Origin of the sequence: Devosia sp. Leaf420 (genome assembly GCF_001425445.1) — a bacterium.
GTDB lineage: Bacteria > Pseudomonadota > Alphaproteobacteria > Rhizobiales > Devosiaceae > Devosia.
The window spans coordinates 92,539-105,163 of sequence record NZ_LMQU01000013.1 but is presented as its reverse complement, the minus strand read 5'-3'; the positions used below and the strand labels follow the sequence as shown (position 1 = coordinate 105,163).

The 12,625-nt window shown below is 62.1% G+C and carries 11 protein-coding genes; all 11 read right to left on the bottom strand.

Features of this window, described 5'->3' with window-relative positions; all coding sequences use genetic code 11:
- Positions 1 to 41: 41 nt before the first annotated feature.
- Positions 42 to 500 (bottom strand): DUF3828 domain-containing protein, encoded by a 459-nt coding sequence (locus ASG47_RS16395; protein WP_061911006.1) that lies wholly within the window; start codon positions 498 to 500, stop codon positions 42 to 44.
- Between the two features lie 36 nt (positions 501 to 536).
- On the bottom strand, positions 537 to 1,817 hold the full coding sequence (locus ASG47_RS16390; RefSeq protein WP_061911005.1) for a hypothetical protein: 1,281 nt from the start codon (positions 1,815 to 1,817) through the stop codon (positions 537 to 539).
- A 13-nt stretch (positions 1,818 to 1,830) separates the two neighbouring features.
- Positions 1,831 to 4,041: an NAD-dependent DNA ligase LigA gene (ligA, locus tag ASG47_RS16385; protein ID WP_413813470.1), complete on the bottom strand. Its 2,211-nt coding sequence runs from the start codon at positions 4,039 to 4,041 to the stop codon at positions 1,831 to 1,833.
- A gap of 145 nt (positions 4,042 to 4,186) precedes the next feature.
- Entirely contained in the window at positions 4,187 to 5,857 is a 1,671-nt protein-coding gene (recN, locus tag ASG47_RS16380; protein ID WP_061911003.1) for a DNA repair protein RecN, read from the bottom strand.
- 319 nt (positions 5,858 to 6,176) lie between these two features.
- A complete protein-coding gene (locus ASG47_RS16375) occupies positions 6,177 to 6,851 on the bottom strand; it encodes a class I SAM-dependent methyltransferase (RefSeq protein ID WP_061911000.1) in 675 nt (224 codons plus the stop codon).
- Positions 6,852 to 6,924: 73 nt separating this feature from the next.
- A complete protein-coding gene (locus ASG47_RS16370; protein WP_061910998.1) occupies positions 6,925 to 7,224 on the bottom strand; it encodes a hypothetical protein in 300 nt (99 codons plus the stop codon).
- Between the two features lie 260 nt (positions 7,225 to 7,484).
- Positions 7,485 to 8,330: an outer membrane protein assembly factor BamD gene (locus ASG47_RS16365; protein WP_156352238.1), complete on the bottom strand. Its 846-nt coding sequence runs from the start codon at positions 8,328 to 8,330 to the stop codon at positions 7,485 to 7,487.
- Between the two features lie 136 nt (positions 8,331 to 8,466).
- Complete coding sequence (gene lpxC, locus ASG47_RS16360; protein ID WP_061910994.1) at positions 8,467 to 9,414, bottom strand: UDP-3-O-acyl-N-acetylglucosamine deacetylase; 948 nt, start codon at positions 9,412 to 9,414, stop codon at positions 8,467 to 8,469.
- Positions 9,415 to 9,533: 119 nt separating this feature from the next.
- Complete coding sequence (ftsZ, locus tag ASG47_RS16355; protein WP_061910992.1) at positions 9,534 to 11,210, bottom strand: cell division protein FtsZ; 1,677 nt, start codon at positions 11,208 to 11,210, stop codon at positions 9,534 to 9,536.
- Between the two features lie 351 nt (positions 11,211 to 11,561).
- On the bottom strand, positions 11,562 to 12,128 hold the full coding sequence (locus tag ASG47_RS16350) for an NADPH-dependent FMN reductase (RefSeq protein ID WP_061910990.1): 567 nt from the start codon (positions 12,126 to 12,128) through the stop codon (positions 11,562 to 11,564).
- A gap of 107 nt (positions 12,129 to 12,235) precedes the next feature.
- On the bottom strand, positions 12,236 to 12,619 hold the full coding sequence (locus tag ASG47_RS16345) for a winged helix-turn-helix transcriptional regulator (protein ID WP_061910988.1): 384 nt from the start codon (positions 12,617 to 12,619) through the stop codon (positions 12,236 to 12,238).
- Positions 12,620 to 12,625: the final 6 nt, after the last annotated feature.

Below are 12,625 nucleotides of genomic sequence, written 5' to 3'. Positions count from 1 at the left end.
CGGCCGAAATGCGGCTGGCGGATTAAATCTTGGAAAGCCGCCTACTCTTGCGCGGCGGCAAAGATTTCGCTGAGGCGATAGGCGAATTCGCCATTCTTGCCCTCGAGATCATCGATCACCCAGCCGCCGTTTTCATTGACGAGGTCATAGGTGATTTCGACAGGCTCATCGAAATTGGTGAAGCTGACGACGACAGTCGCCGTATCGCCGCCATAGACCGGCTCGCCGATTTCGAGATTGGCGATCTGATAATCCTGGCCATCGATATAGGGATCGAAATCGAGCGCGCCCATTTCGCCTTCCGGCGTGCTTTCAGCATCGGCCTCATAGAGCGCATTGAGCGCGGCGGAGCGGAAGCTCTCCTCGTTTTCGGGGAAATCGTCGGTGAGATAGGGCGCGTAAAACGCTTCGAGCAGCGCCTCAGGCGTATCGAAGGGCTGGGCGGCGGCTGGCGCAACGAGCGCGAGAAAGAGGCCGGACAGGGCAAGGAGGCGACGCATGAAAAACTCCTGTGGCCGACGATCCGGCCGTTGGTCTCAGTTAAACCACAGCGCGAAAAGTGGCCAGTTTTCGCCAAAGACACGGTTAGCGGCCGCAAAACTTTCGGCGTCGGCGATCGGGCCGGGCTTGATATAGGGCAAGGCGCCCTGCCCGACGAACATCATGACGATGTCGGTTTCGGTCGCCGTGTTGAAATAAGCGGCGAGATCGAACCCCTGCTTGAAGCGCCAATGGGGAAGCAGCAATTCGCCGGCAAAAACCTTATCGACCCCATCGAGCGTTTCGCGCCATGCCGCAACCATCTCCTCGGTGATGTTCATATCGGGGAAGATGGAGGTCTGGCTTGGAGATGGCAGCAGTTCTCTGGTGTCGTCGGTCTCGGCGAGAATCGCGTCCCAATTTTTGCGTGACAGCGCGGGGATGGACTTGAGCCGATCAAGGACGCCGGCGAGGCGTGCGCCATCGCTGACCGGGAAACTCAGCGTGTGGAGCGCCGCAACCATATCGGCAATGCCGGTATCGCTGTCGCCATCGAGAAACAGAATGCCGCCCCGATTGTAGGCCTGCATGGGCAGCCCCGCTTCGGGGAAGAAGCGATGGAAATAGGCATTGTAGAATTCGGTGAAATCGTGGGCCATCAGCCAATCGACGGGCGAGGCGACGACCTGTGTATAGCCTGCGAGCCAGAAGGCATCTGCGCGATCGAGGCCTACGGACGTATCGGGTGCAGCGCTGCCGGTCTTGTCCTTGGTCTTGTGGCCTTCCTCAACCGGCAGCATGCCGTACATGCCAAAGGCTTCGAGCGCGGGGCCGGACAGCGTTTCGGTTTCGCCAACCGTGCCATCGCCATCGATATCGAAGCGGAGGCGCAAGGGATCGAGGAGGATGACATAATCCCCGGTCTCGCCCGCTTTCTCGAAATAGCCGCGCGCGGTATCGAGGGAGGCGACGGTGGCATCGAGATAGCCACGGAACTGATCATAAGTGAGCGGCTCGGGCTTGGGATTGGCGGGCTTGGGCTGGGTTGGTCCCTCGACGCCAAGGCCAAAAATCAGCGCTGCGGGCGTATTGCCGGGCGCGACGCCGCCATGGCGATACATGGCCTGGGCCAACGATTCGTAGGCAAAGACCAGTTCGCCGAGGCCGGCACCGAAGCAGGCTTCGGAATCGCCGGTGGCGCAGATATTGGCAAAGACCTGGCGCCCTTCGGAGAGTTTGCCCTCATAGGCGGCGGAGACGATGGCATCGCCGGTTTCGCCGGCGAAGGCCGGGGCCGACAAGAGGGTCAGTCCCAGCGCGATCCATGTCTTTCTCATCGTCTCTCCAAACCTATTTTCCGACGCGCGCGAACCACTCGTCTTCAGTGATGACTTCGACGCCGTGCTCCTGCGCGGTCTTCAGCTTCGAGCCGGCGCCTGGCCCGGCAACCAGGATATCGGTTTTGGCCGAGACAGAGCCTGCAACCTTGGCGCCAAGCCGTTCGGCCATAGCCTTGGCTTCGGATCGTGACATTTTTTCGAGCGTGCCGGTAAAGACCACGGTTTTTCCCGCGATCTGGCTATCGGCGGAAACCGTGACGACATAGGGCTTTGGGTGGACTTGGGCCAGCAGAGCATCGAGCACGTCGTCATTGCGCTCATTGCCGAAAAAGCTGACCAGCGCCTCGATGACCGTACTGCCGATACCGTCAACGGAGGGGAAGACCGTGGTTGGGTCCTCGGCAGCGGCGGTCTCCTTGCCGACGCGGATCAGTTCCTCGATCGTGCCAAAGGTGCGGGCGAGGACTGCGGCCGTGGTTTCGCCGATATGGCGTATGCCGAGGGCGAAGATGAAGCGGTCGAGTTCGGGCTCGCGGCGCGCGTCGATGGCGGCGAAGAGCTTGTCGAGCCCTTCATAGTTGCGATCCTCGACGCCGCGCACATTCTTGCGCGTCTTGCCGGAGGCGGCTTCGCGGGCCTTTGCCTGCACCTCGCGGCGCTCGGCGAGCGCGCGCTGCACTTCGGGTCGGCGGTCTCGAAGGGTGAAAATATCCGCGGCGGTGCGGACGAGGCCGGCATTGAAGAAGGTGTCGATGTTTTCCGCGCCTAGGCCTTCAATATCGAGGGCGCCGCGCGAGACGAAATGACGGAGGCCTTCGACGGCCTGGGCCGGGCAGATCAATTCGCCGGTGCAGCGGCGGCGCGAATCTTCCTTGCCGGTTTTTTCGTTGATTTCGCGAATGGCCGGCGAACCGCAGACCGGGCAGGTTTCGGGCATCGCATAGGGTTCAGCATCAGCCGGGCGCTTGTCGAGCAGGACATCGACGATCTGGGGGATGACGTCCCCTGCCCGCTGGATAGTGACGGTGTCGCCGATGCGGATATCCTTGCCATCGCGGATGGGGAGGCCATTGCTGTCGCGGCCGGCGATGTAATCCTCGTTGTGGAGGGTGACATTGACGACGGTGACGCCACCGACGCTGACAGGATCGAGCCGGGCGACGGGGGCCAGGGTGCCGGTGCGGCCGACCTGGATTTCGATATCGCGGACTTTGGTGGTCGCCTGCTCGGCGGGAAATTTGTGCGCCACCGCCCAGCGCGGCTCGCCGGTGACAAAGCCCCAGCGGCGCTGCAGTTCGAGTTGGTCGACTTTGTAGACCACGCCATCGATATCGTAGCCGAGCGAGGAGCGTTGTTCCTCGATGGCGTGATAGTGGGCGATCAGTTCTTCGACCGTCTTGGCGCGGGCCATGAGCGGGCTGATGGCAAAGCCCCATGCCTTGAATTTTTGCACCGCGTCATACTGGGTCGGCGCCGGATCTTCCGTTGTCGCGCCCCAGGCATAGGCGAAGAATCTCAGGTTTCGGCTGGCGGTGATCGACGGGTCTTTCTGGCGCAGGGAGCCGGCGGCGGTGTTGCGCGGATTGACGTAGTTCTGGCCACCGGCGGCGGCGGACCGTTCCTTGAGGGCCTGGAATTCGGCATAGGTCATATAGACCTCGCCACGGATTTCGATGCTTTTGGGCCAACCGGTGCCGTGAAGCTTTTCGGGGATATCCTTGATGGTGCGGAGATTTGCCGTGATGTCCTCGCCCACGGCGCCATCGCCGCGCGTCGCGCCACGGACGAAAACGCCGTCTTCGTAGAGGAGCGAAGCAGAGAGGCCATCGATCTTGGGCTCGGCGGTGAAGGCGATTTCGAGCCCTTCGTCCTGCTTGAAAAAGCGGCGGCCGCGCTCGATGAAATCGACTACATCCTCATCGGTATAGGCCTTGGCAAGGCTGAGCATCGGCACGGCGTGGCGGACCTTGGCAAAGCCTTCGGCAGGGGCGGCGCCGACCTTGCCGGTGGGCGTATCGGGCCGGACGAGTTCGGGGAAAGCTTCCTCGATCTCGTTATTGCGTATGGTCAGCGCGTCATATTCGGCGTCCGTCAGCTCGGGCGCGTCATTCTGGTGATAGGCGATGTCGGCAGCGGAAATGGCTGCAGCCAGCCGTTCCAGCTCCTGGCGGGCCTCGTCTTCGGTGAGATCGGCTACGGACTTTTGGGACAGGTCGGACATGGCTCACTCAACTCTGGCTGCAGAACGGTTCTAGCCACGGCGACATTCGCGCGAAAGCGGGAATGACGATGGGTCACCAGAGATTCCCGCTTTCGCGCGAATGTCGCCGTGGTGATGGGTGGCGCAGCGGCGACCCAAGCAGCGACTATTTCACCGCGCCGAGCAATTTCTTGGCAGCAGCGCGGGCTTCCGAGGTGATTTCAGCGCCGGCGAGCATGCGGGCGACTTCTTCCTGGCGGGCAGAAGGTTCGAGCGGGCGGACATGGGTGCGGGTGAAGGCGCCCTCTTCCACCAATTGCTTTTCGATGAGCAGATGGCGATTAGCGCGGGCGGCGACCTGCGGAGCGTGGGTGACGGTGAGCACCTGCACGGTCTTCGCAAGGCGAGCGAGACGACGGCCGATAGCATCGGCGACGGCGCCACCAACGCCTGTGTCGATTTCGTCAAAGATCAGGACGGGTGCAGAACCGCGGTCGGCCAGCACAACCTTGAGCGCGAGGAGGAAACGGCTCAACTCGCCGCCAGAGGCGACTTTCAGGAGCGGGCCGGCGGCAGTGCCGGGATTGGTCTGAACGTGGAAGGCGATCTGGTCGAAACCGGCCGCAGCGACGCGGTCGCGCTCGATCTGGTGGTCGACGATGAATTTTGCCGCGCCCAGCTTGAGGTCGGGCAATTCGGCTTCGACGGCCTTGCTCAGAGCCTTGGCGGCCTTGGTGCGGCCAGCAGTGAGCGTTTCGGCGGCTTCGCGATAGCGCGCGCGAGCCTGGGCTTCATCAGCCTCGAGCGCCTTGAGGCGGCTTTCCCCGCTTTGGAGCGTATCGAGATCGCCCTGGTATTTTTCGAGCACGCCCGGCAGCTCGTCACAGGTCACCTGATGCTTGCGCGCGGCGGCGCGGAGAGCAAAGAGGCGTTCTTCGACCGCTTCGAGCTCGGCTGGGTCGTAAGCCATCTGCCGCTGCAATTCGATCAACGCCTCGCCGGCGCGGTCGAGCGTGACAAGCGACGCATCGAGCGCTTCGACGATGGACTGGAAAACTTCGCCGCCATTATCGAGCTTTCGCAATAGGCGGCGCATGAGGCCCGCGAGCGCTGGCGATGGGGCATTGGGGCCATTGAGGATCTCGTCGATCTCGACGAGATCGGAAGCGCCCTTTTCAGCTTGCTGGAGCTGGATGCGACGCTCGGCAAGTTCGCCCTCCTCGCCTTCCGAAGGCTTGAGCTTGCCCAGCTCTTCGACCGTGTGGCGGGCATAGTCCTCGGCGGCGACGGCTTCGGCGACTTTAGCCTGCTGCTCCTTGACCGCCTGCTGGATTTCGACGAGATCGGCCCAGGCTTCGCGCACGGCAGCAGCGGGCGCAGCGAGTTCGCCGAAGGCATCGAGCGCGGCGCGATGGGTGGCGACATCGACCAGCGCACGATCATCGTGCTGGCCGTGGATTTCGATAATCTGCGTGCCGATCTTTTGCAGCAGCGAGGCGGAAACCGGCTGGTCGTTGATGAAGGCACGGGTGCGGCCATCGGCGAACTGCACGCGGCGGAGAATGACCTCTTCATCATCGGCAATGGCATTGTCGCGCAGCAGCGTCCGCGCCGGATGGCTGGGCGGCAATTGCACCATGGCGACGACCTGGCCGCTGTCCTGTCCTTGCCGCACCAGCGAGGCATCGCCGCGCCCGCCAAGGGCCAGCGTCAGCGCATCGAGCAGGATGGACTTACCGGCCCCGGTCTCGCCGGTGAGAACGGTCATGCCCTCGTCGAGCGCCAGATCGAGCTGGTCGATGAGGACGATATTGCGAACCGAAAGCGCGTTCAGCATGCGGATCTATCCAGGGCCTATCGGGCTTGCCTCATAGCATTTGAGGGCCGCCCGGCGTCTGCGGCAATTCACTTTCGCACAGCAATGCGAACGGCAGGCATGATATCGAAAAAGAACAAAATGGCAACTGGGCGGTGGAGAGATTTGTGGGGGGTGGCTCAGGCTAATGAATGAGGGCGCGGTGGACACCCCCTCCCGCCTCCCCCATCAAGGGGGAGGTGTAAGATCGAGTTTGTGGCTCGGTCGGTTCACGACCACCGGCTCGGCACCTCCCCCTTGATGGGGGAGGCTGGGAGGGGGTGACATGCCGACTTTGAGGCTATTCCGCATACGCCACCCAGCCACGGAAACTGAAGGCAGAATAGAAAAGACTGATATCGGCAAATCCTGCCTCGCGGAGCATGGCCTCTTCCTCTTCCGGCGCGAGGATGTTGAGGCGAGTGGCGATCGCTTCGCGGGCCTTGGCTGCAGTCGCGGGATCGACATCGTCGGCCTGGCCATAAGCGACGTGGCGGGCAATCCAGCGAGAGCGTTCGGGCTCGGTCTGCGGGAAGCTGATATGGGCAAGGATGAGCGGAGCGCCAGACTTGAGGCGGCGGCGGAGCTGGCGGAGCGTTTCGAGGCGCTGCTCGCGCGGGATAAAGTGAAAGACCAGGAGGCTTGTCGCCGCATCGAACCGGCCCTCGGGCGCTGCGTCGATATAGCCCTCGGTCAAGGTGATGCGATCAAGATGCTCGGCCGCGGTGTGGCGTGCGAGGGAGAGCATGTCGGCAGAGGGGTCGACGCCCGATAGTCGCCAGCCGGAGCGGAAATCGGCCAGGGCCTTCAGTTCGAGACCACCCCCAGCGCCGAGCACGAGGATTTCCGCCTCTTCCGGCACAGTTTCGGCGAGGAGCAGGTTCATCATGCGGTGGATGCCCGCAAAGCCCGGCACCTGCCGCGGCGGGCCATCGGCATAGTGGCGAGCGGCTTCGGCGTCGAAGGGTGCGGGCATGGGAGGGTCCTAGCTGGGGGTGACCAGAGATAGGCGCGGCGGCGGGGAAGTCAAAGCACCGGCTTGGGAGAACTCACACCAGCTTTAGCAGCGCCTTTTGTAGCTCGCTAAGAAGGAGAGCGATCAGGACCGCAGGGATCAGCGTCAGTGCCGTGTCTTCGAGGGCACCGGAGAGGCCGGCGCCGTTGAGATTTTCGATGAGGTCGATGATCTCGTTGGTGAGCTGGAGAGTAACGACGATCGCCAGAGCGAGGAAGGGTCGGCGGAGAGCGAGGGCTAGGCCGAGATAGAGCACGGTGCCGACGAGCAGGTGCAGTACCGGATCCGTGAGACCGGTCGTGTCCTTGATCAGCAATTTGGCGAAGTGCCACATCTATGTCGGCCTGAGGACTGTGATTGGGCGACAGCGTAAACGTCAGAAGTGAAGGCTGGGTTTCATACACCAACCTGCCGCGTGGGGAGAGAGGACCCCTCACCCTGGCCAATCTGCTGAACGCAGATTGCCCGGTCCCTCTCCCACAAGGGGCGAGGGAAGACGGTGGCTCACGGCGTGAGTGGCCAACACTCGACTCGTTAACGGCGGTCAAACAAAAAGGGCCCCGAAGGGCCCTCTTCAACTCAAAAATGAAAAACTCAGCTTTGGTGGGCGGCGAGCCAGCTGCCGGAGTTGAGCTGGGGGGCGAGGCCTTGTTTGCCGAGGAGGGCGAAGGCGCGCTTGTACCAGTCGCTGGATGGGTAGTTGTGGCCTAGGACAGCGGCTGCGGACATGGCTTCGTTGGTGAGGCCGAGCAGCAGATAGGCTTCGGTCAGGCGATAGAGCGCTTCTTCGATGTGGGTGGACGTCTGCCACTTTTCGACGACTTCGCGGAAGCGGTTGATGGCGCCGGTATAGTCGCCATTGCCGAGATAGTAGCGGCCGACCGACATTTCCTTGCCCGCGAGCTGGTCATAACCGACGAGGAGCTTTTCCTTGGCGTCCTTGGCGTGCTCGGAGTTCGGGTAGTTCGAGATCAGAAGGTTATAGGTGTCGATCGCATCGCGCGAGAGCTGCTGATCGCGGGTGATGTCCTTGATCTGCGCGTAATAAGACGTGCCCTTGAGCCAGAGGACGTAGGGAACGTCCTTGCCATTGGGGTACAGCGCCATGAAGCGATCGGCCGCGAGAATGGCCTGATCGAACTTGCCCATGCGATAGTTCGCATAGACCTGCATCAGCTTGCTCTTTTCGGTCAGCGCATCGCGCGGATGCTGACGATCGAGCTGTTCGAGCTTTTTGACCGCGGTCTGGAAATACTGGCGATCCATATCGTCCAGCGCGCCCTGATAGAGCGAGGCTGCGGGAACGATCGGTTCTTCCTTGAGCTTGGGTGGACCAAAGAGCCCGCCGCCCGCGCAGGCGGTGAGCACGGCGGCGAAAAGACCCATGGCGGCAAATCGGGCAATCCGACCTGTCATCTGGCTTACAACGTTAACAGTCACGCAGTGCCCCGTTCTTCATTCATCCACAATCGCTTGCGGCGTAATTAGCAATTGGATCAAAACTGTGGCGCAGGCTGAGCCGCCTGCCCCGATCACCCTGCCCTTTCGGGCGCGTTTTGCGACTATCTCGCTGCGGTCAGCGGACGGACCGGAGATAATGACGTACGCCAAGACCCTCGGGCTGATCGTCGAAATTCTCGACTTCCAGCGGCAGATCCTCGGCGTTGACTATCTCATAATTGGCTTCGCTCGCAAAGAGACCGGCAAGCACATGCGCGTTGAGCGCGTGGCCGCCCTTGTAAGAGCGGAAGCGGCCCCAGATGGGCAGGCCACCGAGCGAGAGGTCGCCGATCGCGTCGAGCAGCTTGTGGCGCACGAATTCGTCTTCGTAGCGCAGGCCATCGGGATTGAGGACGCGGTCCTCATCGACGGTGATGGAATTGTCGACGCTGGAGCCGAGGGCGTAGCCGGCCTGGCGCAGCGCCTTGGCATCGCGGGCAAAGCCGAAGGTACGGGCGCGGGACACATCTTCGAGATAACGGCGCGGCGTCCAATCGAAGATCATGCGCTGGCGGCCAATGACCTTGGAATCGAAGTCGATCTCGAGATCGAGCGCGCGGCCATTATAGGGCTCGAGCGCAGCGAAGGCGTCGTTGTTGCGCACGGTGACGGCGCGGATGATCTTGAGGAATTTGCGGTGGGCCGGCTGGGTGTCGAGACCGACGTCCATGATGGCCGCAGCGAAGGGATGCGCGCTGCCATCGAGGATGGGGCATTCCGGGCCATCAAGTGTGATGAGAGCATTGTCGACGCCCATGCCTGACAGGGCCGAGGTCACATGTTCGACAGTTGCGACGCTGACGCTGTCGCCGAGGTCGAGAGTGGTGCACAGTGTGGTGCGGCTGACGCGCGAAAAATGCACGGAGACCGGCTGGGTAATCCGGCCATCGCCCATATCGCGGCGGATGAGAAAGCCACTATCAGCCGGCGCTGGTCCGATGGACAGATTGACGGGTGCAGCGGTGTGTACGCCATAGCCCGAAAAGGTCACTTCACCGGCAAGCGTGCGCTGGCGTGTGGACATTTTTTTCATACTCTATTTACTCCACCCCAAGGGTCTCACGCTCGCACGACTGTTAGCCAAAAAAAACTCGGCGCGGAAGTCGCGCCGAGTCACGTTTACAGACTTGAATTTAACGGGTTCTAACCGTGCTTGCGGAGGAAGGCCGGGATTTCGAGGCTATCCTTCTGGGGTGCAGCGGCTGGAGCACGACCATGGTTGTCGAGGTTGCCACGGGCGCCTTCGGCAGCCGGGGGAACACGCGAAGTCCTTGCGCCGCCTGCTTCAATTGCGCTGCGGGCAGCTGCATCATCGGCGGTACGAGCGACGGGTTCCTGACGCTGTTCTGGCTGCTGCTGACCGATGTTCAGGCCGACATTGGAGGCCAGACGCTTGAAGAGCGCACGGGCATTGCGGGGCTCTTCGACCTGACGATCCTGAGCCTGCTGTGTCTGGCGTGCAACAACCGGAAGCTCCTCGGTGCGCGGCATACGGCGATAACCGTCCGGACGGGCAGCGTGAGAGGGCACATAGACGCTGGGAATCGGCTTTTCTTCGACCATCGGAGCCTCTTCAGGCTCGGCCATCATTTCGGCTGCTGGAACATAGGGCTCGACCAGGATGCCGTCGTCTTCAGCCATGTGGTGGCTGTGCGCGGAGGCAGCGGTACGGTCGGCAACAAAAGCCTGAGCGACTGCCGATTCGACCTCGAAGCCGATGTCTTCCATGGCGACCGGTGCGGGCTCGGGAGCTGGTGCCGGAACAGCGCGGGACGGTTCGACCGGCACGTGGCGGCGAACGGCGAGCGGGGTCCGCGATGCATGCGGCTTGGCAGGCTCGAGAGCCTGAACCATAGTCGCGTCGGTGCCGGTGGCGACGACGGACACGCGGATTGTGCCGGTGAGATCGGGATCGTAGGTCGCGCCAAGGATGATGTTGGCGTCTGAGTCGACTTCTTCGCGGATGCGGGAAGCAGCTTCATCGACTTCGTAAAGGGTGAGGTCCGGGCCGCCGGTGATGGAGATGAGGAGGCCACGGGCGCCCTGCATCGATACATCATCGAGGAGCGGATTGGCGATGGCAGCTTCTGCGGCGTGGCGGGCACGATCTTCGCCGGAGGCTTCGCCGGTACCCATCATTGCCTTGCCCATGCCGCGCATGACGGCGCGAACGTCGGCGAAGTCGAGGTTGATCAGGCCCTCTTTGACCATGAGGTCAGTGATACAGGCAACGCCCGAGAACAGCACCTGGTCGGCCATCGAGAAGGCGTCGGCAAAGGTGGTCTTCTCGTTGGCAACGCGGAAGAGGTTCTGGTTCGGGATGACGATGAGCGTATCGACATGGCGGTGCAGCTCGTCGATGCCGTCATCGGCCAGACGCATGCGGCGATTGCCTTCGAAATTGAACGGCTTGGTGACCACGCCAACCGTCAGAATACCCTGTTCGCGGGCTGCACGGGCGATGACCGGGGCAGAGCCGGTGCCGGTGCCGCCACCCATGCCGGCGGTGATGAACACCATGTGCGAACCGGAGAGGTGGTCGTTGATTTCGTCCCAGCTTTCTTCGGCAGCGGCACGACCAACTTCGGGGTGCGAGCCGGCACCGAGACCTTCGGTGACGCCGACGCCGAGTTGGATGATGCGCTGGGCCTTGGAGAGCGAGAGAGCCTGGGCGTCCGTGTTGGCAACCACGAAATCGACGCCGCTGAGACCGGACTCGATCATGTTGTTAACGGCGTTACCCCCGGCGCCGCCGGCACCGAACACGGTGATGCGGGGCTTGAGTTCCTGGATATCGGGGATCGTCAGATTGATGGTCATTTATGGCATGGCCCCATAGGTGGCGTGGTTGATTAAGATTTACCCGCCTATTCGTTAACCAGAGCCTAACAAGTGTCCCGATTGCGTTAAGAATGGCGCAAATTGCGAGACAGTGGCGTTATGCGTTTACGCGCCATTAACCGGCAAAATCGCCGGAAAGCCGCTTGAGAGGCTGGTTTTCAAGGTTAACTGGCCAAGGTTAAACGAGCGTGTGCGTCATTAACCACCAACGCAGTTATGATCGCCCTGCCCTTCACCGGTGACCGGAATGTCACGAGGGTGAATCAGCCGGTTGATACTCGGCCGATTCTCTTTTGGACGCTTCGCCTCCCGGTGGGAGGGTTTACGAGCCTACGCCGCCCGCGCCGTCTTGAGGGCGTTGGCCCACCAGACGAGCTGGTCGAGCATGACGTTTGCGGCTTCGGTCAGATAGGGGAAGTCGGCAAAGGTCTTTTCGCTCCTCATCAGCGGCACGAGTTCGTTGGCGTTGATGTGGACCGCATGCTTGAGCGTCGCAATCTGGAGTTCGGCAAGGATCAGGCGCAGTTGTTCGACGGCCCGGGCACCACCGACGCCGCCATAGCCGACAAAGGCGGCGGGCTTGCGATTGTATTCGGCGTGCGCGTGGTCGAGGGCGTTCTTGAGCACGCCCGGGATCGAGTGATTATATTCGGCGGTGACGAAGATGTAGCCATCGAGCTCGGCCATCTTGGTCGCCCATTTGGCGCCGGCGGGGCCGTCGTCGTGGACGAGCGATTCATCGAAAAACGGCAGCGGATAATCGCGGAGATCGACGATCTCGATATCGAGGTCGCTGCGGCTCTCGGCGATGGATTGGAGCCACTGGGTTGGCTTGTCGGCAAAGCGGGCGGCACGGGTGGTGCTGATGACAATGCCGATGCGCGGTCTGTTGGTCACTTGATAATTTCCTGACTGGTGTTCAACCAGACCGGAAATGGTCCCTGCCCCAACCTATCCTCAAGACCGGGAGATTTTTGTTCGGCACGAACAAAAATGTCGGCCGGTCACACCTCGCGTTCGTCGAAAAGGCGGCGCGACTCGACTATGCCGTCCGTGTGCTGGTGGGCCCACGAGTGGATCGCCGCCAGCGGCTCCATAACGCTGTGGCCGCGCTCGGTCAGCTCGTAGTCGACGCGCGGCGGGATGGAGGCAGTGATATGGCGCGTAACGAGGCCGTCACGCTCGAGCGTGCGCAGCGTCAGGGTCAACATGCGCTGGGAGATACCGTCGATACTGTCTTCAAGTTCCGAGAAGCGCTTGGGGCCGCCCTGCAAGCCGCCGAGCACGTGGAGGAACCACTTACCGCTGAATTGGGCGAGCACATCAACCGTTGGCCGGCAGAAATCGGGAACGTGGGCGGCGCGGTCTTTGAAGATATGCTTGCTCATGGAGGC

Coding starts and splice junctions, on each gene's coding strand:
- ASG47_RS16395 (WP_061911006.1), bottom strand. CDS start 500: ATGCGTCGCCTCCTTGCCCTGTCCGGCCTCTTTCTCGCGCTCGTTGCG.
- ASG47_RS16390 (WP_061911005.1), bottom strand. CDS start 1,817: ATGAGAAAGACATGGATCGCGCTGGGACTGACCCTCTTGTCGGCCCCG.
- ligA (WP_413813470.1), bottom strand. CDS start 4,041: ATGTCCGACCTGTCCCAAAAGTCCGTAGCCGATCTCACCGAAGACGAG.
- recN (WP_061911003.1), bottom strand. CDS start 5,857: ATGCTGAACGCGCTTTCGGTTCGCAATATCGTCCTCATCGACCAGCTC.
- ASG47_RS16375 (WP_061911000.1), bottom strand. CDS start 6,851: ATGCCCGCACCCTTCGACGCCGAAGCCGCTCGCCACTATGCCGATGGC.
- ASG47_RS16370 (WP_061910998.1), bottom strand. CDS start 7,224: ATGTGGCACTTCGCCAAATTGCTGATCAAGGACACGACCGGTCTCACG.
- lpxC (WP_061910994.1), bottom strand. CDS start 9,414: ATGTCCACACGCCAGCGCACGCTTGCCGGTGAAGTGACCTTTTCGGGC.
- ftsZ (WP_061910992.1), bottom strand. CDS start 11,210: ATGACCATCAATCTGACGATCCCCGATATCCAGGAACTCAAGCCCCGC.
- ASG47_RS16345 (WP_061910988.1), bottom strand. CDS start 12,619: ATGAGCAAGCATATCTTCAAAGACCGCGCCGCCCACGTTCCCGATTTC.